General features: G+C 49.4%; 22 protein-coding genes. 6 read left to right on the forward strand and 16 right to left on the reverse strand.

Annotated elements, in window-relative coordinates; all coding sequences use genetic code 11:
* Positions 1 to 25: 25 nt before the first annotated feature.
* The 6 genes from flgA (at position 26) to NT239_01330 (ending at position 7,988) form a co-directional block, all read left to right on the forward strand.
* A complete protein-coding gene (gene flgA / locus NT239_01305; protein ID XGA71504.1) occupies positions 26 to 715 on the forward strand; it encodes a flagellar basal body P-ring formation chaperone FlgA in 690 nt (229 codons plus the stop codon).
* 169 nt (positions 716 to 884) lie between these two features.
* Complete coding sequence (locus tag NT239_01310) at positions 885 to 1,805, forward strand: bifunctional riboflavin kinase/FAD synthetase (protein ID XGA72840.1); 921 nt, start codon at positions 885 to 887, stop codon at positions 1,803 to 1,805.
* Between the two features lie 40 nt (positions 1,806 to 1,845).
* A complete protein-coding gene (gene ileS / locus NT239_01315) occupies positions 1,846 to 4,728 on the forward strand; it encodes an isoleucine--tRNA ligase (GenBank protein XGA71505.1) in 2,883 nt (960 codons plus the stop codon).
* A complete protein-coding gene (gene lspA, locus NT239_01320; protein ID XGA71506.1) occupies positions 4,721 to 5,197 on the forward strand; it encodes a signal peptidase II in 477 nt (158 codons plus the stop codon). The genes ileS and lspA overlap by 8 nt, the downstream gene beginning before the upstream one ends.
* Positions 5,194 to 6,120, forward strand: coding sequence for a 4-hydroxy-3-methylbut-2-enyl diphosphate reductase (ispH, locus tag NT239_01325; protein XGA71507.1), 927 nt, complete (start codon positions 5,194 to 5,196; stop codon positions 6,118 to 6,120). The genes lspA and ispH overlap by 4 nt, the downstream gene beginning before the upstream one ends.
* A gap of 98 nt (positions 6,121 to 6,218) precedes the next feature.
* Positions 6,219 to 7,988 carry a diguanylate cyclase gene (locus tag NT239_01330; GenBank protein XGA71508.1) on the forward strand — a complete coding sequence of 590 codons (1,770 nt, stop codon included), beginning with the start codon at positions 6,219 to 6,221 and terminating at the stop codon, positions 7,986 to 7,988.
* A 46-nt stretch (positions 7,989 to 8,034) separates the two neighbouring features.
* Here NT239_01330 and rfaE1 read toward each other — a convergent pair whose 3' ends face one another.
* From rfaE1 to purF, 16 genes are all read right to left on the reverse strand, one after another.
* Entirely contained in the window at positions 8,035 to 8,961 is a 927-nt protein-coding gene (rfaE1, locus tag NT239_01335) for a D-glycero-beta-D-manno-heptose-7-phosphate kinase (protein XGA71509.1), read from the reverse strand.
* 13 nt (positions 8,962 to 8,974) lie between these two features.
* Positions 8,975 to 9,673 carry an orotidine-5'-phosphate decarboxylase gene (pyrF, locus tag NT239_01340; protein ID XGA71510.1) on the reverse strand — a complete coding sequence of 233 codons (699 nt, stop codon included), beginning with the start codon at positions 9,671 to 9,673 and terminating at the stop codon, positions 8,975 to 8,977.
* Between the two features lie 16 nt (positions 9,674 to 9,689).
* Entirely contained in the window at positions 9,690 to 10,865 is a 1,176-nt protein-coding gene (lapB, locus tag NT239_01345) for a lipopolysaccharide assembly protein LapB (GenBank protein ID XGA71511.1), read from the reverse strand.
* 2 nt (positions 10,866 to 10,867) lie between these two features.
* Complete coding sequence (locus NT239_01350) at positions 10,868 to 11,170, reverse strand: LapA family protein (GenBank protein XGA71512.1); 303 nt, start codon at positions 11,168 to 11,170, stop codon at positions 10,868 to 10,870.
* A 117-nt stretch (positions 11,171 to 11,287) separates the two neighbouring features.
* Positions 11,288 to 11,572, reverse strand: coding sequence for an integration host factor subunit beta (locus NT239_01355; GenBank protein XGA71513.1), 285 nt, complete (start codon positions 11,570 to 11,572; stop codon positions 11,288 to 11,290).
* Between the two features lie 24 nt (positions 11,573 to 11,596).
* On the reverse strand, positions 11,597 to 13,291 hold the full coding sequence (gene rpsA / locus NT239_01360; GenBank protein ID XGA71514.1) for a 30S ribosomal protein S1: 1,695 nt from the start codon (positions 13,289 to 13,291) through the stop codon (positions 11,597 to 11,599).
* Positions 13,292 to 13,509: 218 nt separating this feature from the next.
* A complete protein-coding gene (cmk, locus tag NT239_01365) occupies positions 13,510 to 14,169 on the reverse strand; it encodes a (d)CMP kinase (protein XGA71515.1) in 660 nt (219 codons plus the stop codon).
* Positions 14,170 to 14,228: 59 nt separating this feature from the next.
* Positions 14,229 to 15,218: an aldo/keto reductase gene (locus NT239_01370; GenBank protein XGA71516.1), complete on the reverse strand. Its 990-nt coding sequence runs from the start codon at positions 15,216 to 15,218 to the stop codon at positions 14,229 to 14,231.
* 23 nt (positions 15,219 to 15,241) lie between these two features.
* Positions 15,242 to 16,126: a prephenate dehydrogenase/arogenate dehydrogenase family protein gene (locus NT239_01375; GenBank protein ID XGA71517.1), complete on the reverse strand. Its 885-nt coding sequence runs from the start codon at positions 16,124 to 16,126 to the stop codon at positions 15,242 to 15,244.
* Positions 16,123 to 16,782 carry an META and DUF4377 domain-containing protein gene (locus NT239_01380; GenBank protein XGA71518.1) on the reverse strand — a complete coding sequence of 220 codons (660 nt, stop codon included), beginning with the start codon at positions 16,780 to 16,782 and terminating at the stop codon, positions 16,123 to 16,125. The genes NT239_01375 and NT239_01380 overlap by 4 nt, the downstream gene beginning before the upstream one ends.
* Positions 16,783 to 16,801: 19 nt before the next feature.
* Positions 16,802 to 17,818, reverse strand: a complete 1,017-nt coding sequence (aroF, locus tag NT239_01385; protein ID XGA71519.1) for a 3-deoxy-7-phosphoheptulonate synthase — start codon at positions 17,816 to 17,818, stop codon at positions 16,802 to 16,804.
* A gap of 93 nt (positions 17,819 to 17,911) precedes the next feature.
* A complete protein-coding gene (locus NT239_01390) occupies positions 17,912 to 19,057 on the reverse strand; it encodes an MFS transporter (protein ID XGA71520.1) in 1,146 nt (381 codons plus the stop codon).
* Positions 19,058 to 19,138: 81 nt separating this feature from the next.
* On the reverse strand, positions 19,139 to 19,708 hold the full coding sequence (pgsA, locus tag NT239_01395; GenBank protein ID XGA71521.1) for a CDP-diacylglycerol--glycerol-3-phosphate 3-phosphatidyltransferase: 570 nt from the start codon (positions 19,706 to 19,708) through the stop codon (positions 19,139 to 19,141).
* 83 nt (positions 19,709 to 19,791) lie between these two features.
* Positions 19,792 to 20,535: a 23S rRNA (guanosine(2251)-2'-O)-methyltransferase RlmB gene (gene rlmB / locus NT239_01400; protein XGA71522.1), complete on the reverse strand. Its 744-nt coding sequence runs from the start codon at positions 20,533 to 20,535 to the stop codon at positions 19,792 to 19,794.
* A gap of 117 nt (positions 20,536 to 20,652) precedes the next feature.
* Complete coding sequence (locus NT239_01405) at positions 20,653 to 21,825, reverse strand: O-succinylhomoserine sulfhydrylase (GenBank protein ID XGA71523.1); 1,173 nt, start codon at positions 21,823 to 21,825, stop codon at positions 20,653 to 20,655.
* An 87-nt stretch (positions 21,826 to 21,912) separates the two neighbouring features.
* Positions 21,913 to 23,448, reverse strand: a complete 1,536-nt coding sequence (gene purF / locus NT239_01410; protein ID XGA71524.1) for an amidophosphoribosyltransferase — start codon at positions 23,446 to 23,448, stop codon at positions 21,913 to 21,915.

Raw genomic sequence — 23,448 nt, forward strand, 5'->3', positions numbered from 1 at the left:
CGCACAATGCGCCTATAATTTGCGCATGCAAAAGACCATCACCGCCCTATTGCTGCTCGCTTTGAGCACTGCAGCCTTCGCCGCCCCCGCCAAGCAAGACTTAAACTTGGTGCAAAAAGAGCTTGAAAACTGGCTGGATAACGCACTCGCCAATAGTCCTGGTACGCCGTCGTACACCATCGCCAAACTCGATTCGCGCCTGCAACTCGAACCTTGCGCGGCGATCGAGGTGAGTTTGCCGGCAGGTTATCGCCTGATTGGCAAAACGATGCTGCGCGCCAAATGCATTCAAGGCGCGAGCTGGAGCATTAATACCCCAGCGCAAATTTCGATGCTGGTGAAGTACGTCGTCGCGGCTCGACCTGTCGCAGCAAATCAAACCGTATCAGAAGCGGATATTATGCTGCAGCGCGGTGACTTAGGCTCTTTACCTGGCTCGGTGATCTTGGATAGTCAGCACGCCATTGGCAGCACGCTGAATTCGGCACTCGCCGCAGGTCAAGCCATTCGCAAAGAGCAATTGCGCGCGGCCACCGTCATCCAGCAAAACCAACGCGTTAAAATCCTCTACCGCGAAGACGGCATTGAAATCCACAACGAGGGTATTGCTCTGGGGAACGCTGCAGAAGGCGCTGTCGTGCGAGTACGAGTAGGGAGTAACATTATCCTTAACGGCATCGCCAATGCCAACGGCGTGGTAGAAGTTAGCCCATAAGGCAAGCCGCAACACTAAGCGAGCGATGGTGCTGAAAAAATGCCGTCGCTTGGCGCGGGATTAATCTGACAAGCGCAGGTTCAGACGTTAGAATAGCCGATTGCTCGGCAGCCCAATTAGCCGCCGAATTTCGTTTAACTCCCATGGTTTGCAAGAGCCCTTATTGAGCATGCAAGTTTTTCGCGGCACTCCGCCATCCCCACTTCCCAGCTCGGCACTGACGATCGGCAACTTTGACGGCCTGCACTTAGGCCATCAAGCCATGCTGTCTCGGCTACAGCAAGCAGCCACAGAGCGCGGGCTGGCAAGCGTCGTTATGACGTTTGAGCCGCATCCACGCGAAGTATTTACACCGGACTCGGCCCCTGCTCGCTTAACCAGCTTGCGCGAAAAAATTGAATTATTGCAAAACGCGGGCGTCGATTATTTAATCGTCCAGCGCTTTAACCGCCAATTTGCCGCCTGTAGCGCCGAGCATTTTCGTGATCATTTAGTTGCGCAGCAAATCAACGCCAAATACGTTTTGGTCGGCGACGATTTTCGTTTTGGCGCCAAGCGCGCGGGCGATTTTAATTTATTGCGAGATCAAACCGCATTTGAGTGCCACAGCCTGCCAACGCAAGACTTTGCTGGCGAGCGCGTATCCTCAACTGCAGTGCGCACCGCATTGCAGAATGGCGAGATGGTTCACGCTGCGCAACTACTGGGGCGACCCTATTCGATTTCTGGTCGCGTTGTTGGCGGCGATCGCCTTGGTCGTGAGTTTGGTTTTCCAACGGCCAATATTCAGTTAAAACACAACCGCCCGCCACTTCTTGGTATATTCGTCGTTGAAATTCACGGTTTAGAGCGCAGCTACCAAGGCGTAGCCAGCTTAGGTTTCCGCCCCACGATTCACGGTGGCGACCCTTACCCGAAATTAGAAGTGCATATTTTCGACTTCGATCGCGAAATTTACCGCCAGCATTTACGCGTCGATTTTCTCGCCAAGTTGCGTGACGAAGAAAAATACCCCGATTTTGATGCGCTGATTGCCCAAATCGGCGTTGATTGCCAGCAAGCCAAAGCTTGGTTTGCAGCAAACAAATAAACCATTGAATTATTTGAAATTAATATAAGTTGAGACTGCAATGAGCGACAAGCCTGCGAATAAATACCCAGTCAATTTGTTAGACACCCCATTTCCAATGCGCGGCGATCTAGCCAAACGCGAACCTGGCTTTTTAAAGCAATGGCAAGACGGCCAGATTTACCAAAAATTGCGCGCGAAATCTAAAGCGCAAAACCGTCCAAAATTCATCCTGCACGATGGCCCTCCGTACGCGAATGGCGACATTCACATCGGCCACGCGATGAATAAAGTCCTCAAAGACATCATCTTAAAATCAAAATCGCTTGCGGGTTTTGACGCACCTTACGTGCCCGGCTGGGATTGTCACGGCATGCCGATTGAGCACCAGATCGAAAAGCTGGTGAAATCAGATAAAGACGCGATCAAAGCCAACCCAGGCATCCACAGCCGCATCGTTGAATACCGCAAAGCCAATGGTTTGGATGAAAAAGAAATCCACTTACCAAGCAGCTTTATCCGCGAATTGTGCCGCGAATACGCCGCAATTCAGGTTGAGCGCCAAAAAGTCGACTTTATCCGCTTGGGCGTTTTGGGAGACTGGGACAACCCATACCTGACGATGAACTACAAAACCGAAGCCGACATCGTGCGTACTTTGGGCAAAATTCATAACAATGGCTATTTGGTGAAAGGCCAAAAACCCGTTCACTGGTGTGTGGACTGTGGCTCGGCATTGGCTGAGGCTGAAGTTGAATACGAAGACAAAGTATCGGCTGCGATCGACGTTGGTTTCCGCGTACTCGATACAGCAGCACTGTCAAAAGCCTTTGGTGGCGTTAATGTTGGCGATCAAGCTGCATTTGCCGTGATCTGGACGACGACACCTTGGACGCTCCCTGCCAACCAAGCTGTATCGGTTCACCCTGAATTGACGTATGACTTAATCACAACCGAACGCGGATTGCTTATTCTTGCGCGTGATTTGGCCGAAGCAGCACTGAAACGCTACGACATCGACGTCAACGAAGTGATCGCACAAGCCAAAGGTAGCGCGCTCAATGGCCTGATGCTGCAACACCCATTCTTAGCCCGCCAAGTACCTATTATTTGCGGCGAACATGTCACCGCAGATGCTGGTACTGGTCAAGTTCACACCGCACCTGCACACGGTTTAGAAGACTACCAAGTGGGTCTGAAATACCACTTGCCTGTCGACAATCCGGTGGCCAACGATGGTCGCTATATTTCGACGACCGAATTTTTTGCCGGTGAAACGGTTTGGAAAGCCAACCCGAAAGTCGTTGCCCTGCTCGAAGAGCGCGGCGCTTTACTGGCAAACAAAAAGTTAGAACACAGCTATCCACACTGCTGGCGCCATAAAACGCCGCTAATTTTCCGCGCGACCACGCAATGGTTTATCGGCATGGACAAGCAAGTGGGCAGCGAAACGCTACGTGATAAAGCCAACCGCGCAGTTGAGGCGACTGAGTTCTTCCCAGCTTGGGGTCGCGCCCGTCTGGAAGCCATGATTAAAAACAGCCCAGACTGGTGTGTATCGCGCCAGCGTACGTGGGGCGTGCCGATGACGTTCTTTATTCATAAAGAAACGGCCGAATTGCACCCACGCTCTGGCGAGCTGCTCGAGCAAGTAGCCAAACGCATCGAGGCTGAAGGCATTGAAGCTTGGTTTAAGCTTGATGCGACTGAATTACTCGGCGACGAGGCGAACCAATACGAAAAACTAAAAGACACCATCGACGTGTGGTTTGACTCAGGTTCAACACACTTTGCCGTGATCAAACAACGCGAAGATCTGAACCACGGTGATGAGTCCCGCCCTGCTGCTGATTTGTATCTGGAAGGCTCAGACCAACACCGCGGCTGGTTCCAGTCTTCACTAAAAACCGCCTGCGCAACGGTTGGCCACGCGCCGTACAAACAGTTGCTAACGCACGGTTTTGTCGTTGACGGCAAGGGCATGAAAATGTCGAAGTCCAAAGGCAATGTCGTTGCGCCACAGCAAGTGATCAACCAAATGGGCGCAGACATGTTGCGCCTATGGACTGCGAGTACAGATTACTCTGGTGAGGTATCGATCTCTGACGAAATCTTGAAGCGCACTGCAGACGCATACCGTCGTATTCGTAATACTTTACGCTTCTTGCTTGCCAATTTGAGCGACTTTAGTGCTGCCAATGCAGTTGCGCCGGCCGACATGGCGACGCTAGATCGTTATGCCTTGGTGCAACTGGCCGCGTTCCAAGACCGTGTAACCGCGTTCTACGACAAATATGAGTTCCACTCAGCGGTACAGGAAATCACCGCGTACGCCTCGGAAGAATTGGGTTCGTTCTATCTGGACATCATCAAAGATCGCCTGTACACAATGGGCGCAGACAGCCAAGGCCGTCGCTCGGCACAAACTGCGTTGTGGCACATTACACAATCTTTGGTGCGCCTGCTCGCGCCGATCACTTCGTTTACCGCGCATGAAGTATGGGAAGTGCTGAACGGTAAAGACGACAGCGTATTCTTGGACGCTTGGTACGGCGTACCTAGCGTTGCCGATGCCACGGCATTGAGCGCGCAATTTGCTTTGGTGCGCGAAGTGCGTGCCCAAGCGCAAAAAGACATCGAAGTGTTGCGTGCAGCTGGCGAATTGGGCTCTAGCTTGCAAGCAGAGATCACCATCAGCGCCGAAGGCGAGCAATTCGCCGCGCTTAATGCACTGGGCGATGAGTTGAAGTTTGTGATGATCACCTCACAAGCAAAACTGAAACAAGGCGCATTTGGCATCGATGTATCGGCCTCTAGCGAGCAAAAATGCGAGCGTTGCTGGCACTACCACCCTACCGTATCTACGGTAGCGGGTCACGAAACTTTGTGCGCGCGCTGTGATGACAACCTGCATGGTACTGGTGAGGTTCGCTCGCATGCCTAAGCAATTCAAAGGCTATCTAGGCCTGGCTTTGATCGTGTTGCTACTTGATCAGATCACCAAACACTGGATCGAATTCGTGTTTGAGATGCATCAGATCAAACCGGTGATTCCAGGCTTTTTTAACCTCACGTTGGCGTACAACCCCGGCGCCGCGTTTTCCTTTTTGGCTGACGCGGGCGGCTGGCAGCGGCATTTCTTTACTGGTTTAGCACTGGTGGTCTCGGTTGTGATCGTGTTTTTGCTCAAAAAACACGAGGCCGAACCGCGCTATGCCACATCGCTGTCGCTGATTCTGGGCGGCGCGCTGGGCAATGCGATTGATCGCATCGTGTTTGGCCACGTGATCGATTTCTTGCAGTTTTACTATCAAAATTGGTACTACCCATCGTTCAATATCGCCGATTCAGCCATCTGTATTGGTGCGGTACTAATGGTCTACGACAGCTTTAAAAAGGAACAAAAAGCATGAGCATGAATATTATCCTCGCCCAACCGCGTGGCTTTTGTGCTGGTGTTGACCGAGCGATCGCGATTGTGGAAAAAGCGCTCGAGAAATTTGGCGCACCAATTTATGTGCGCCACGAAGTCGTTCACAACAAGTTTGTCATTGAAGACTTAAAAGCCAAAGGCGCGATTTTTATCGAAGATCTAGCCGATGTACCGCCGGGCAATACTTTGATTTTCTCTGCGCACGGAGTGTCTCAAGCGGTTCGTGCTGAAGCGGCTGAGCGCGGCTTGCATATTTTTGATGCGACATGCCCTTTGGTGACCAAGGTTCACTCGGAAGTGAAGCGTCTACGCGAGCAAGGCTTTGAAATCATTATGATCGGCCACAAAGGCCACCCCGAAGTGGAAGGCACGATGGGTCAAGCCAATGGCGGCATGTATTTGGTTGAAGACGAGAAAGATGTACTCGCCTTGCAAGTCAAAGACGAAAACCAGCTGTCTTATGTCACGCAAACCACGCTATCGGTGGATGACGCCCAAGTCGTGATCAACGCTTTACGTGCGCGCTTTCCTAATATCGTCGGCCCGAAAAAAGACGATATTTGCTACGCCACGCAAAACCGCCAAGACGCTGTCAAACAGCTCGCCAAAGACATTGATATTTTGATTGTGGTGGGCTCGCCAAATAGCTCTAATTCAAATCGTTTACGCGAAGTGGGCACTGGCCTCGGCATTGACGCCTATATGGTCGACAATGAAACTGAATTAAAAGCCGAGTGGTTTAGCTCTAAAGCCAAAGTCGGCATTACAGCGGGCGCTTCAGCACCGGATGTATTGGTTCGTAGGGTCATCGCTAAGATTGAAGAATTTGGCGCAGACTCAATCGAATCCATGTCGGGTGTTGAAGAAAATGTCATCTTCGCGCTCCCTAAGGGCCTTGTTTAAATCGCTTAGCATTTCATCCAACGCCACTTCGAGTGGCGTTTTTTTATCTGCATATTTAGACCTATACTTCCCCTAATTCGTGTTTTGAGCATTACGTCATGGAAAAACTCAGCAACCCAACCGACATCGCTCGCGAAACATTAAAGCAACTTGCGCTTAGACGAATCGTGCCGTCGCCGGATCACTATGAAGCGATTTATCATGAAATTGCCCAAACGAGCGAAGCCGAGCGATTACACGCAGGCTTAAAGGAGTTAATTCAGGGCTTGGAAGCCATCACACCACAAACACCTGAATCTAAAAGGCAACTTGAACAGCTCAAGCGCATTATTAAACGTGAAGAGTGGAGTGGGCTATACGATCAAATCGTTCGCTGTTTTAACTCACAAAGCAATCAATCCCAACTAAGTAAAACTTGGGCCGAATTGATCAAGGACCTGATTTTGCAATGGGATCTGCGCAATCCCGCGTACCCCCCGAGCCGCAAGAAAGATGCACTCGACAGAGTACTCGCCAATTTTGGCAGCAATGCCACCGAATTAAATAGCAAACTCGTTGGACTCATTAGCTCGTGGTCTGAAACAGGGATAGACACCGCAATTTCCAGCCTTAATGATGCATCACCTAGCGTTAGTGCTAGCGAGCACGAAGCCGCAAATCAATCCGACATCGATTGGAAGCTTTGGCGAGATTCGACTGTATCAGCGCTCGAAGTAGGTTTAGCCGCACGTTTAATGCACAACCCTGAACTTCAAGCCGAGACGTTTCAAATGGCCAATGAAGCTAAGGCGGTGAGTAATTTAGCCGAAATGGAGAAATGGCTTCCTAGGTTGCGAAAATTTTGGTTCAAATTGGAATTACAGAACGACCAAGAAGATCGCCTTTCAGATGGCCTGATGCGACTATTGCGGCTTTTGACCGACAACATGGTCGAAATTGTGATCGATGATGATTGGGTGCGCGGGCAAATCGCGGTTATTCAAGCAATTATGTCGCAACCATTGGATATGCGCGTACTTTACGATGCTGAAGCAGGCTTAAAAGAAGTCATGTTTAAACAAAGCCAAGTCAAGCATAACTTAATCGAAGCACAAGCCGCTTTAAAAAATATGCTTGCTTCATTTATCGATCGACTTGGTTTGATGTCGCAGAGCACTGACAACTATCACAACAAAATTACCAACTATGCTGAAAAAATAGCGCAAGCAAATGATCTAGTGAGCATTCGACATGTGATGGAAGACTTAATGCAAGACACTCGCAGCATGCAAATTGATGTGCAACGCTCACGAGATGACTTAATGGAAGCTCGCAAACAGGCGGACTTTGCACACTCAAGAGTTATCGAGCTTGAAAAAGAGCTCACCGCACTCAGTGATAAAGTCCGTGAAGATCAATTGACTGGCGCGTTGAATCGCCGTGGGCTTGAAGATGCCTACCAAGTTGAAGTCGCACGTGCACTGCGAATGAATCAAACATTTGCAGTAGCATTACTGGATATAGATAACTTCAAAAAACTGAATGATAGTCTTGGACATGCAGCCGGTGACAAAGCGTTGCAGCACTTAGTCTTGGTTGTCAAAGAATTACTACGCCCAACTGATACCGTTGCTCGATACGGCGGTGAAGAATTTGTTATTTTGATGCCTGGCACCTCGATTGAAGATGGAATGTCAGTCATGCAGCGCGTTCAAAGAGAACTAACAAAACGCTTCTTTATGCATGAGAACGAAAAAGTCCTCATCACTTTTAGTGCAGGATTAACCCTTGCTCAACCTGAAGAAGCAAGAGACGCTGTCATTAGCCGCGCGGATACAGCAATGTACAAGGCCAAAAAGAGTGGAAAAAACCGCGTAGAGACTGCATAAAAAAAGCCAAGCAAAAGCTTGGCTTGATACTTGAACCAATTGCGGCTTAAGAGAACAATTCCTCGGCCGTAGCGACTGCAGTACCCACCTTAGCAACAACAATACCTGCAGCCTTATTGGACCAATCCATTGCCTCAGGCAAGTCAAGTCCCGCCGCCAACATTAAACCTAGAGTGGCAATCACCGTATCTCCAGCGCCAGACACATCAAACACTTCTCTTGCTTGAGTTGGTTTATGAACAATTTCGCCATCGCGAAATAAACTCATCCCTTCTTCACTACGAGTAACCAGTAACGCAGTTAAATTGAGTTCATTGCGCAACTGAGCTGCCTTAGCTTCAAGCTCTTTTTCAGTTTTCCAACCCCCAGCAACTTGCTTAAACTCACTGCGATTTGGCGTCAGTAATGTTGCACCTGAATAATGGGAATATTCATCACCTTTCGGATCAACCAAAACAGGCTTTCCCACCACATTGGCAGCCTGAATCATCTGCTGGACATGAGTCAGACTACCTTTACCGTAGTCAGACAAGATAACCACATCGATATCTTGCAAAGAAGCTTTAAAATCATCGAGCTTTGCCGCAAGAATTTCGTGACTTGGCGCATTTTCAAAATCAATACGCAAAAGCTGCTGCTGCCTTGCTAACACACGCAACTTTACGGTGGTAGATATTTCCGAATCACGATGAAACGAAGCATCAACACCAGCCTCAATCAATAGGTTCTCTAGGCTACGCCCTGCCTCATCATCACCCACAACGGAGAGTAATTTTGCCTGGCCACCCAACGCAACAATATTGCGGGCCACATTTGCTGCACCACCTGCTCGCTCGTCAGTTTTATTAATTTTTGCGACCGGCACCGGCGCCTCAGGGGAAATCCGCTCTACATCGCCAAACCAGTAGCGATCGAGCATGACGTCGCCAACGACGAGAACTCGGGCCGATTTTACGCTTTCTTTTAAACTCATTTACACCTCAAATCTATACGGCCAAACTGACATTAATCGCGTGCAATGTAGCAATCGGGTCTGCACTTTGCGTAATTGGACGACCAATGACTAGGTAATCAGAGCCGGCAGCAATAGCCGCCTCAGGCGTCATGATTCGAGTTTGATCATTCACGGCAGCATCTGCTGGGCGAATGCCAGGTGTAACTAATTTAAATGCTGAACCGCAAGCGGACTTGATCATGCTCGCCTCTTGCGCTGAACACACAACACCATCCAAGCCGCAGGATTGTGTCAATCGAGCCAATCGTTCAACTTGCTGAGCGGCAGTCACATTTAAGCCCAACTCAGACAGCTCTGCGTCGCCCATGCTAGTTAATACGGTAACGGCAATCAAAAGGGGACGCTGAGGCAGTTTTTCTAAGGTCTCTCGCGTCGTCTCCATCATCTTGCGACCACCGGACGCATGAACGTTCACCATCCATACCCCCAGCTCTGCGGCCATTTTGCACGCTTGCGCTACAGTGTTTGGAATATCGTGAAATTTAAGATCTAAAAACACGTCAAAACCCATAGCAACGAGATTCTCGACAAGTTTAGGGCCAGATGCAGTAAAAAGTTCTTTCCCAACTTTCAAGCGGCACAGAGATGGACTTACAGTGCGGGCGAATGCAAGCGCAGCATCCGCAGTTGGATAGTCAAGAGCTACAACAATACGTGGATTTAAAGACATTAATGTTTTCTCAAATTTATTCAGCGTGTTTTCTTTTCTTGCCACGAATCGGCGAGTACGTTTCCCAGCCGTTACAACCTGGGCAGTGCCAGAAGAATTGACGAGTTTTAAAACCACATTCTCGACAATAAAACATTGTGTGCTCACGCGTATTATCGTGCAGCAGCTTACCAATTAACTCAATTTCAGGCTTTTGGTCATCAGGCGCGACCAGCAAATGAGCTTCTAATAATTTACGTAAACCAGGCATTGATGGTGCATCACGCAAGCGCTCACGAACAAATTGATGCGCAGCATCAACACCTTGCCGTGCAATGATTTGCTCATAAATCAGGTCCACAACATCAAGCTCAGGATAGCGCTGCAAAAAGCGCTGCAGCAAATCGATGCCTTCATTAATTCTGCCCAATTGCTCATAGGCATTGAGTAAATGACGCGCGATTAGTGAAATACAAGCCTCATCTTGCGCTTCTATTTGTAGCCACTGATCGATTGCAGCTTGATATTGCTGTTGTCCGTAAAGTATTTCACCAAGCATAATACGTGCACGAACGCATTGGCGATGCGTGTTCAGAGCATTCTCCAAATAAGCTTGTGCTTGGTCTTCTTGTTTTCGTACCAGGGCAGCAGCGGCAAGTTCACAATTGAATTGAGCAATCTCGTGCTGATAAGTATGGCTTTCATCACGCAATTGTTCCGCAATTTCAATGGCTTTTTGCCATTCATGTTCTTGCTGATAAATGGCGAGCAGCTCTACCCGAGCCTCTTTGGCGGCATTCGTTTGCGACAATTCATGCAATAAATTTTCCGCACGATCAAACAGCCCTGATTTTATAAAATCAACTGCAAGTTCTAACTGGGCATGTTCTTTTTGACTTTCAGTTAAATCGCGACGCGCCAACAACTTTTGGTGCATACGAATAGCGCGCTCAAGTTCACCACGGCGGCGGAAAAGCAATCCGAGTGTAAATTGCAATTCAATGGTTTCTTCATTGTTTTTTGCAATATCGACGTAAACTTCAATCGCCTTATTCGTTTCACCTGCAAGCAAATGGTTTAGCCCTTTAAAATAGGCTGAAGGCAATGATTTGCTCTGCGCAATGACATGCTTAATATCAACTCGTGCAGCTAGCCAACCAAGTCCAAAGAACAGTGGTAATACTACTAACCACCAAAATTGAATTTCAATCATATTTAAATCGCATCTTTTGGTGGCTCAATAATCATATCTTCCGTAGCCGGCTTGCTTGTGGCGCTAACTTTAAGCTCCTTACGCAATTGAACAAGTTGCCTGCGTAGTTTAAATACCTGACCGAAGCTCGCAAGCAAACCAAAAACCGCGCCTAAAACAAAAAAGACCAATAAGATCATGGCCAATGGGGCATTCCATTTGTAACCCAAGAAAAAGTACAAATCTATAGGTGCCGCATTATGCATGGCGAAGCCAAATAAAACTACGAAAACGACAAATTTGATAAACCAGCTTAGGTAGTGCATAGGTTTGCTCCATTTGATTTGCCATTATTGTAGCGTAATTTTCTTTTATCCTTGTTGTGAATAGGTAATAAAAAAGGCGACTCCCAAAGGTGTCGCCTTTTTGTCTAGCACTAGCGTTTACGCTTCAGAATCTACACGTTCACGCAGTTCTTTACCCGCCTTAAAGTGTGGCACAAATTTCTCAGGCACCGATACTTTGGTACCTGATTTTGGATTGCGCCCCACACGAGGTGGGCGGTAGTTCAGGTCGAAGCTGCCAAATCCGCGGATTTCGATACGTTGACCCTGTGCAAGGCTACGCGCCATTGCATCGAGCATCGTCTTCACGGCTAACTCCGCATCTTTGGCTACCAGCTGTGGATAGCGTTCGGCCAGTTTTGCGATGAGTTCTGACTTGGTCATATTCTACTGCAATCCTTTTAAGACTTATTCAGCAGAACCTGACAATTTAGCTTTCAACAATGCGCCCAAGCTAGTAGTACCAGCATTGCCTTCGATAGAAGAAGACAATTTGCTCATCGCTTCAGATTGGTCAGCAGAGTCTTTCGCTTTGATCGACAAGTTGATAGTACGAGTTTTACGATCAACGTTGATGATTTGCGCCTCAACTTCATCACCTTCTTTCAGAACGGTGCGGATGTCTTCAACGCGATCACGAGAAACTTCAGTCGAACGCAAGTAACCTTCAACCTCTTCAGACAATGTAACTACAGCGCCTTTAGCGTCGAGGGATTTAACGATACCCTTAACGATTGCACCTTTGTCTGATTGAGAGATGAAGTTGTTGAATGGATCACCTTCCATCTGTTTGATACCGAGGCTAATGCGCTCCTTCTCAACGTCGATAGACAGTACCATTGCTTCAACTTCGTCGCCTTTCTTGAAGTTGCGAACAGCTTCTTCACCTGGAACATTCCAAGACAGGTCAGACAAGTGAACCAGACCGTCGATACCACCAGCCAAGCCAACGAACACACCGAAGTCAGTGATCGATTTGATCGCGCCTTTCAGTTTATCGCCTTTCTTGAAGTTAGCAGCGAAATCGTCCCATGGATTAGCCATGCATTGTTTCATGCCGAGGCTGATACGACGTTTGTCTTCGTCGATATCCAGGATCATCACTTCAACTTCGTCGCCCAAAGATACAACTTTAGATGGGTGAACGTTTTTGTTTGTCCAATCCATTTCAGAAACGTGTACCAGGCCTTCGATGCCTTGTTCGATTTCTACGAATGAACCGTAGTCAGTGAGGTTAGTCACTTTACCGAACATGCGAGTGCCCGATGGGTAACGACGTGACAGACCCACCCATGGATCTTCGCCCAATTGTTTCAGGCCAAGAGATACACGGTTCTTGTCTTGATCAAATTTCAGAACTTTAGCTTCAAGTTCATCACCCACTGCCAATACTTCAGATGGGTGTTTAACACGGCGCCATGCCAAGTCGGTGATGTGCAACAGACCATCAATACCGCCCAGATCAACGAATGCACCGTAGTCAGTGATGTTTTTAACGATACCTTTAACGATCGAACCTTCTTTCAAGGTTTCGAGCAGTTTCTGACGCTCTTCGCCCAGAGAATCTTCCAGAACGGCGCGACGAGAAACAACCACGTTGTTACGTTTGCGATCAAGTTTGATTACTTTGAATTCAACTTGTTTGCCTTCGTAAGGAGTCGTGTCTTTAACTGGACGAATGTCAACCAGTGAGCCTGGCAAGAAAGCGCGCAGACCGTTAACCATCACAGTCAAGCCGCCTTTAACTTTACCGGAAATAACGCCAGACATGATTTCGCCACGTTCCAGGCAGTCTTCCAATTCGATCCAAGAAGCCAAACGTTTGGCTTTTTCGCGAGAAAGCTTAGTTTCGCCGTAACCGTTTTCGAGGCTATCGATTGCAACTGGTACGAAATCACCGATCTTAACGTCAACTTCACCGTTGTCGTTTTTGAACTCTTCCAGAGGAATCAGTGATTCAGATTTCAGACCTGCATTTACAGTAACAAAGTTGCTGTCGATACCTACAACCTCGGCAGTAATCACTTCGCCCGAACGCATTTCTTGACGGGTGAGGCTTTCCTCAAACAGGGCTGCAAAGCTTTCCATAGTAGCGGTAGTCATTAGTGGATAAATTCCATTTGCTGAGTCACTCAAGCTTAGCCAAAGCTCGCTTAAGGCACAGCGGGTTAGTTAGTAAGAACCAAAACACAAGTGGCGTTTTGATTGAGTTTTCCACCATCAAGCGATGGCAGAGCATCTAATTTAGCAAAAGCTAAACTGGAATTGGAGCATTTTAAAGATTTTTTACCAATTGATCAAGTGCTTAGGTATTGTTTTATTTATGCTTTTTTCGCCCACCACGCCACCACCTGATTCACCGCCTCATCAATCCCCATTGCGGTTGTATCCAACAGATACGCATCTGGCGCTTGCGCCAGTGGCGCAACGCTGCGGGCACGATCGCGCGCATCGCGCGCCTCTAAATCCGCCGTAATCACGGCCAAATCCGCCACTTCACCACGACCAATCAACTGCTTGTAGCGCCGCTCGGCGCGTGCGGCTGCACTAGCGGTCAAAAACACCTTTAGTTGTGCGGCGGGAAAAACCACGCTCGCCATGTCTCGCCCATCCCCCACCAAACCAGGCATTTGCGCAAACGCTTGCTGACGCGCCAACAAAGCGGCACGCACCGCAGGCAAGGCCGCCACTTGCGAGGCTCCTGAGCCAATTTGCTCACTGCGAATAGCCGCACTCACATCCTCGCCCGCCAACAGTATGCGTTCACCTTCGAATACTACATCTAGGTATTGCGCTACAGCAGCTACTGCTTGTTCATCAGACCAAGATACCCCTTGATTCTGCGCAGCCAGTGCGGTTAAACGATAAATTGCACCCGAATCTAAATAATGAAAACCCAAACGTTCTGCCACTATTTGCGCCACAGTCCCCTTACCGGACGCCGACGGACCATCAATGGCAATTACTGGAACATTTAACATAACAACCCCAAGAAAATACAAAAGCCGCCTCGTGGCGGCCCTCTAAAAATCTACCCGTATTAATTTTGCTGCAAAATCGCTTCAATCTGCACCAGCTCAGTAGGAGTAAAGTCTAAATTAGCCACTGCGCCAACGTTTTCTTCAATTTGCGAAACACGGCTAGCGCCAATAATCACCGATGTCACCGTCTGCAGAGCCCACGCCAAAGACATTTGCGCCAACGATTGCCCACGCGCCACGGCGATTTCATTCAGCGACTTAATCTGGGCCAAGCGCAAATCTACTTTATCCGTTGTCAGGAAATGGTTTTGCGCGTCGGCAGCACGAGAATCGGCCGGAACGCCATTCAAATAACGATCCGTGAGTAAACCCTGAGCCAGTGGACAAAACGCAATACTGCCCATCTTGGTTTCCCGCAGCACATCGGTTAGACCATTTTCAATCCAACGATCAAACATCGAATATTGTGGCTGATGAATAATACAAGGCGTACCCAATTCTTTCAGCACCTTCGCCGCCACGGCAGTTTCTTCGGCCGAATACGATGAAATCCCGACATACAAAGCCTTGCCTTGACGCACTAAGCTATCGAGCGCGCCCATTGTTTCTTCGATTGGCGTTTCAGGATCAGGGCGGTGCGAATAAAAAATATCCACGTAATCTAAGCCCATCCGTTTCAGGCTTTGATCGCAACTAGCAATCAGATATTTACGACTACCATGATCACCGTAAGGGCCGGGCCACATTTCCCAACCAGCTTTGCTACTAATAATCAACTCGTCGCGATAGCCTGCCAAATCAGTTTTCAGCAAGCGCCCCATTGTTTCTTCGGCAGCACCTGGCTTAGGCCCGTAATTATTGGCCAAATCGAAGTGGGTGATCCCCAGATCAAACGCCTTGAGTACCATTGCACGGCTATTGTCATACGGCTTATTGTCGCCAAAGTTGTGCCACATCCCCAAAGAGATCGCTGGCAATTTCAAGCCACTGGCTCCACAGCGACGGTACGGCATGACCTCATAGCGATTGGCGGCTGCTTGGTAGTTCATATTTTTCCTTTATTTTTGCGCACTTATTTATTGGCTCGTTTTTTACCCCAAGCACTGCGTGCTTGACTGGCCTGATTAATATAATCCGTTAAATCATCGGCGTTTTTCGCCTCGATCAAGCCAATTAAGCGCTGCATTTGCGCTACATTGGCCTTCAAATCATGCAAAATCGCTTGATGATTAGCCAAGGTAATATCCCGCCACATTTCCGGATGCGAACCCGCGATGCGCGTGAAATCCCTAAAGCCTGTTCCGGCAAAATCCAAGCACTGCTCGGCATTATCCTTAGATAAAACCGCATTCATATACGCAAAAGACACTAGATGCGGCACATGACTAACCGAAGCAAAGACACCGTCATGCGTTTGGGCATCCATCTCGTACACAATCGCACCACAAGCTTGCCATAGCGCTCGTACTGTTTCGAGTGCTCCAGCAGAAGTTTCAGCCAGCGGCGTTAGCACCGTGCGGCGGCCTTCGTAAAGCCCATAAGTTGCGGCGCTCGCGCCCGACAAATCTGAACCCGCAATCGGATGACCAGGCACGCAAGTCGCCAATTGCTGCGGCAAATACTGGCGATACAGCTCGCACACATCCTGCTTGGTCGAGCCGCCATCGGTCACAATACAATCAGCGGCGAGATGCGGCGCGATTTGCGCCATTAACGCGCCCATTTGCCCAACGGGAGTTCCTAAAAATACCAAATCCGCGCCTTGCACGGCTTGCGCTGCATCATGATTGGCCACATCAATCACGCGCAAATCAATCGCGCGATTTAAATTGGCTGCATTACGACCAACCCCGACCACATGATCAACCAGCCGTGCGCGCTTTAAAGCCAGGGCAAATGAGCCACTAATGAGCCCCGTTCCCAACAGTACTAGTTTTTTTATTTTCGGTGAACTCATTGGCTTGAAAGCACTTTGACCAAACTAGTTTTCAGACTAGAAGCATCTGCTGGCGGGTTGGCAATTTTCTCTTGGCGAATCTTCAGCTTATAGCTTTTACCCTGCTCCCACTCAAAACCGTCAATGGCACCGTAAAAATTCATCCATTGCCCATTGGCACTGGTTTTATATTGAAGACACTGCGTTTTCATCACGCCCGCAACACAATCTTTCTTTTCTGGCCCCACCCAGATTACTTTCTCAACTGCCTTAGTGCTCATTTTAAAAATGAGTTGCTGGTTATTTGCGGTGCTAACAACTAATTGCTTATCGGCGTTACGCTCAATTGCAGTCAACCCTTCGAGTGCAGCCAAATAGTTGTGCTCAAATTGCATAATGGGTTCAGGGCACATTTTACGCGTGCTCGCGATCATACCCATTGCCAGCGGTGATGCTTTGATTGCGCTTTGAAATTGGTTACATCCGGAAAAACCAGTCACTTTGCCACCACGCGACAAAGATAAGGTGATCGGCTTATGGTTTGGCAGATTCACCGATTGACCAGCCGACTTAAATTCAATCAACTCATAATCACCCAGCCAACTCGTTTGAGCCTGTGGGGTAGCGGCATGAGCAATACCCACCAAAGCTGACGCTAAAACGATTATTTTTTTCATATCCACTCCCTTTTCAAATTTACAAGTTACGGCCCAGCGCTTGCGCGATGGCACCTAAGGTTTGCATTAACTCTGACAATTGCGCACTCGAAAGCGCCTGATCTGCATCGCACCATGCCTCGGCCGGATTTGGGTGCATCTCGATTAACAAACCATCAGACCCCGCTGCCACGGCCGCCTGTGCCAAGGCGGGCACCATCCACGCTTTACCACCGGCGTGACTTGGATCGACGATGACCGGCAAATGCGTTTCGCGCTTTAAAACTGGAATTGCGGTGACATCGAGCACATTGCGATACGCCGTTTCAAAGGTTCGAATGCCGCGCTCGCAAAAAATAATATTGTGATTACCACCGGCGGCGATGTATTCGGCCGCCATTAACCATTCATTTATCGTGGCCGACAAGCCACGTTTTAAAATAATCGGTTTATTGACGCGCCCGACTTCTTTTAGCAAGTCGAAATTTTGCATATTGCGCGCGCCAATTTGAATCACGTCGACGTCGTACTCCATAAACGTGTCGAGCATGCGCACGTCCATTAACTCGGTCACGATCGGCAAATTGTGGCGTTTGGCCGCAGATTGAAACATTTCCAAACCTTCAACACCCAAACCTTGAAACGCATACGGACTAGTTCGGGGTTTGAATGCACCACCGCGCATCAGCCTACACCCTGCAGCCGCGACGCCTGCCGCTGCCTCGTCCATTTGCGCCTGAGTTTCAATTGAGCACGGCCCGCCAATGACTTGAATTTGCTTGCCGCCCAAGGGAATGCCACGAATTTGAATCACCGAGCCAGCTGGATGGCTATCGCGCGACACAATTTTGTATTGCTTCATAATCCGCGTCACGCGCTCAACGCCGGGCAAGATTTCAAACCGCGATGCGTCGAGCAGGTCTTCATTGCCCATGGCACCAATAATCACCAATTCAGAGCCGCGCGACACGTGCTCTTTTAGCCCTGAATCGCGAATCAGATTCACCACGGCAGCGACCTGTTCATCGGTCGCCGAGAGTTTCATCACAATGATCATTTCAACAGCCCTTCATCTGATTATGCAACAAGCGTATAAGCCATGAGTCTAGACCGAATAAGCGCAGCAAGCCAATACCCTAGGGTGGTAATTTTAGTTCTTTGGTAAATAGCGCCAAGCAATCAAAGCACCGAGCAAACACGATAGCGCGGAAGCACTAAAAACCCACGCGCCACCCCACGTCTGCCAGACTAGGCCAGATAAAATACCGCCTAAACTCCCGCCAATACCAAATGACATCGCAATATACAAGGCTTGACCTTTGGCTTGGTGTTTACCGGCAAAATAGCGATGGATATACGACATATTGACAGCGTGATTGCTGCCAAAGGTAAACGCGTGCGCTATTTGCGCCAGCAATAAAACCACTAGCGAACCCATTAACCAACCAATCGCGGCAAAACGCCATGCGCCAATTAGCAAACCAAACAATAAAATGGCTTTTTGGCTAAAACGTAAATTCAGTCGCGGCATCAACCAAAAAATCAAAATCTCGGCCAAGACCCCCAAAGTCCAAAACCATGCGATGGTGGTTTTGCTAAAACCGTGATCGGCCGCATAAATGGAATAAAAGCTGTAATACGGGCCATGCGCCAGCGCCATCAAAAAACACGAGGCAAACAACGCCAGAACTTCTGGCCGCCGCACAATATCGAGAAACCGTCCTTGTTGCGCTACCTGTTGAGCTACCTTGGGCGCCTCTGGCACCCACCAGCAATACAAAGCCAAACTCGCCATAATCGCCAGCACCGACAGCGGCAACACGGTGACGCCTTGCGCCTCAATTAAATAGCCCGCGCCCATGGTGGCGACGACAAAGCCGATTGAACCCCAAATTCGCAGACGTGAATATGCGCCAGAATCGCCTTTAAGCAGGCTCATCGCCGTGGCTTCAACCAGCGGCAGCGCGGCGCTCCAGAAGAAGCTGCCGATTAAAACGGCAATCAAGATCGGCCAGAACGTCGTGGCAAATAACAGCGGAATAAAAAACGCAAAGCCGCAAATACCCGCCACGCGTAAGATCAACTGGCGACGACCGGTTTTATCGGCCAAATAGCCCCACAACGCGGGCGCGTAGATGCGATTAATTTGCGTCAAACTGGTCAAAATGCCAATTTGCCACGCAGGGAAAGCCATTCCCGCCAGATACAAACCCCAGTACGGCGAGAAAATGCCATTAAACGCAAAATAGAAAAAATAAAAGCCGGCAATTGCCAGCAAAGCTGCATTCTTCTTCATTAAATACCCTAAAGGGTATAGCGCCAAACACTAGACAAGAAAAAGCCCGCCGAAACATACATCAAGGCGGGCTGAGAGTAATTAATGGTTTTTAAATTGCTCAGCGGCAACGCGTAGGTAGTAGAACATCGACACAATCGTCAAAATACCTGCCACATACAGCGCCAGCGTTCCCAGCAATGGCGTTGAAACGCCGGGGATAATTGGCACCCACCATAGCAACAACAAGATCGCGACCATTTGCGCCGTTGTTTTAAGCTTGCCGATCATATTCACCGCCACGCTTTTCGACTTACCGAGCTGCGCCATCCATTCGCGCAAGGCAGAAATGGTAATTTCGCGACCGATGATAATCACCGCCAGCCAAGATGGCGCACGATCGATTTCAACCAATAAAATCAAGGCCGCAGCGACCATCAATTTATCAGCCACCGGATCGAGAAAAGCGCCGAACTGGCTCGTTTGGTTCCAGCGGCGCGCTAAAAAGCCGTCAAACCAATCGGTAATCGCCGCCAAGGCAAACAAGGCCGTGCCAACGATGTTTTGCCACAACAAAGGATATTCCGATTGCGGCAGGTAAAACACGCCGACAAACACCGGAATCAAGGCCACACGCAGCCACGTCAGAATAATAGGTAAATTTAACGGCATTACTCAGCCAACACAGTAGTTTTAATTACCAAGCAGTATTTGCCCCTAGCCCATACTGGATATGGACTATGGGCCTATACCCATTATTTTTTTGCAGCCAAACGTTGGCGACGTGTTTCGGACAACACAATGCCTGTCGCCACCGACACGTTCAAACTTTCTACCGAACCAAACATCGGAATTGACACCAAGGTATCGCACAATTCGCGCGTCAGACGGCGCATGCCATCGCCCTCGTTACCCAGCACCCAAGCAATCGCGCCGGTCTGGCCGTAGTTATACAAATCGCACGAGCCTTCTGCGTCGGTACCAACAATCCAAATGCCGCGTTCTTTCAAATCGCGAATCGTGCGCGCCAAATTGGTCACCATTACGTACGGCACCACTTCCGCCGCGCCACACGCCACTTTGGAAACCGTCGCGTTTATGCCGACGCATTTGTCTTTCGGCGCGATCACGGCGTGCACGCCCATCGCGTCGGCCACGCGCAAGCACGCGCCCAAATTATGCGGGTCGGTAATGCCATCCAAAATCAGCAAAAAGGCAGGCTCGTCCAAATCATCGAGCACGTCTTCAATCGACAAATAGCTTTTATCGGCGTCGATCATCGCCGCAACGCCTTGGTGGCGAACATGGCCAGCGATGCCGTCAATGCGTTCCGCCGACAATTGCGTCACTTTTTGGCCGGCGTCTTTGGCGGCTTTGAGCAAATCCTTCATCCGCGGATCGTTGCGCTCGCTACTAACGTACAACTCCAAAACGCTATCGGGAAAACGACGCAAGCGCGCAGTGACAGCGTGAAAGCCGTGGATGATTTTTTTTTGCATAGCCAATACCAACATTCAAAGGCGCAATTTTACGGGTTTTTAATAAAAAAAGCCCAAGTATTCTGCTTGGGCTTTTCGATTAAACTTTACCGAATGTACTAATTAGCGCAAATCCGCTTAGAAACCTTGCTGCAAATCGTGAATTAAATCGCCTACGTGCTCCAAACCGACCGAAATACGCACCAAACCATCGCCAATGCCCGCCGCAGCGCGCGCCTCTGGCGTCAAACGACCGTGCGAAGTCGTCGCTGGATGCGTGATGGTCGTACGTGTATCACCCAAATTGGCGGTGCGGCTCATTAACTGCACTTTGTCGATCAGCGCCCACGCCGCGTCTTTACCACCAATGAGATCAAACGACACAACACCGCCCGCGCCAGTTTGCTGGCGCTGCGCCAGTTCGTACTGCGGGTGAGATTTCAAACCGGGGTAATACACTTTCGCCACTTGCGGCTGCGCCTCCAGCCAAGTCGCCAATTCCAATGCTTTTTCGCAATGCGCTTTCATGCGAATACCCAAGGTTTCCAAACCTTTAAGCATCACCCACGCATTAAACGGCGACAAAGTTGGACCTGCGGTGCGCAAGAACAAATAAATAGGTTCAAGCACCGCATGACTACCGAGCACCGCGCCACCTAACACGCGACCTTGGCCGTCGATGTATTTGGTCGCTGAATGCACGACGATATCCGCGCCCAACTTGATTGGCTGCTGTAAGGCGGGCGAACAGAAGCAATTATCAACCACCAGCAAAGCATTGTGGCTGTGCGCCACCGCCGCAATCGCTGCTACATCGGCAATTTCGGTCAGCGGATTGGACGGCGTTTCTAAGAAAAACAATTTGGTATTCGGGGTAACTGCCTGCGCCCAAGCATCCACGTCGGTTGGCGAGACATACGTCACCGTTACGCCAAATTTGCCTAAGTAATTATTGAATAACTGAATCGTTGAACCGAATAGGCTATTGGACGAGACAATATGGTCACCCGATTTGAGCAAGCCCATACATAGCGACAAAATTGCACTCATACCTGATGAAGTTGCCACACAACGCTCAGCGCCTTCCATTGCGGCTAAACGCTGCTCAAACGCTGTTACCGTTGGATTGGTGAAGCGTGAGTAAATATAACCTGGCACCTGACCGGTAAATTTAAGCTGCGCCTCTTCGGCTGAACCTACGACAAAGCTAGAAGTTAGATGCATGGCGTCGGAATGCTCACCAAATTCAGTCCGCATCGTACCGGCACGAACGGCCAAGGTATCGGGGTGCAAATTGTCGAAATCCAGCATCTTCTTTCCTTTTGTCTTTCCAATTATCCAAATAAAAACGGAGGCCTTAGCCTCCGTTGTGCCAATGCCTAATGACAGTGGTCTTGATTAAATCAAATTTTGTTCAGCAACGCCAATATTCAAATCGATCACCGTACCCGCCGCATTGGTCTTGGTCGACAAGGGCGATAAGCGCTTGGCCTCCAACTCATCCAAATAGGCATCGGTAATATCTCCGGTGATGTAATGACCATCGAAGCACGACGTTTCAAACTGAGTGATCTTGCCACCGCTGGCATCCGAACAAGCTTGAATCAAGGCCGACAAGTCTTGGTAGATCACACCATCAGCGCCGATTTCGGCGGCGATTTGTTCCGCGTCGCGGCCGGTTGCGATCAGCTCATTACGCGTTGGCATATCGATGCCATAAACGTGCGGGAATTTGACTGGCGGCGCAGCGGAAGCCAAGTAAACTTTCTTCGCACCCGAATCACGCACCATCTGTACGATTTCTTTCGAAGTCGTACCACGCACGATGGAATCATCAACCAGCATCACGTTTTTGCCACGGAACTCAACCGCGATTGGGTTCAGTTTTTGGCGCACTGATTTTTTACGGCTTGCTTGACCCGGCATAATGAAGGTACGGCCAATATAGCGATTCTTCATAAAGCCTTCGCGATACGGCAAGCCTAGCGCATCGGCCAATTGCAAGGCCGAATCACGGCTGGTGTCGGGAATAGGAATCACCACATCGATATCGAGCGCAGGCACTTGTTTGCGCACTTTTTCAGCCAACTGCTCGCCCATTTTTAGACGCGCTTCGTGCACCGAAATACCGTCAATCACCGTATCAGGGCGCGCAAAGTAAACGTGCTCAAAAATACAGGGAATTAAAGTCGGATTTGGATGGCATTGCTGGCTGTAAAACTCGCCTTCAAACGTAATATATACCGCCTCACCTGGCGCGATGTCACGCACGAATTTAAAGCCCAGCACGTCATGCACCACGGATTCACTAGCTACCGTGTATTCTTTGCCTTCTGCCGTATCATGCTCACCCAGCGATAATGGGCGAATACCATGTGGATCACGGAACGCCACCATACCAAAGCCAGCAATAATGGCCACGACCGCATAAGCGCCTTTGACGCGACCATGCACCGCAGTGATGGCTTCAAACACCGTCTTCGCATCCAGCTGCGGGCCGTTAACACGGCGCGACAACTCGTGGGCAAATACATTGCACAAAGCTTCGGAATCTGAATTGGTATTGATATGACGCAGGTCAGTGCGATACATATCTTCTTTGAGTTGCTTATCGTTGGTTAAATTGCCGTTATGCGCCAGCACGATACCGAACGGGCTATTTACGTAGAAAGGCTGCGCCTCAGCTAAGCTCGAAGCTGAACCAGCTGTTGGATAACGCACATGGCCAATACCCACATTACCCATCAAAGAGCGCATATTACGGGTACGGAATACATCGCGCACCAGGCCTTGCCCTTTATGCATATGCAGCACTTGCTGCTCTGCAGTTACGATACCGGCTGCATCTTGGCCGCGGTGCTGCAGCACCAACAGACCATCGTACAACATTTGATTAACCGGCGTTTTGGCGACCACACCTAGAATGCCACACAT

Source organism: Chitinibacter sp. SCUT-21 (assembly GCA_041874755.1).
Lineage (GTDB): Bacteria > Pseudomonadota > Gammaproteobacteria > Burkholderiales > Chitinibacteraceae > Chitinibacter.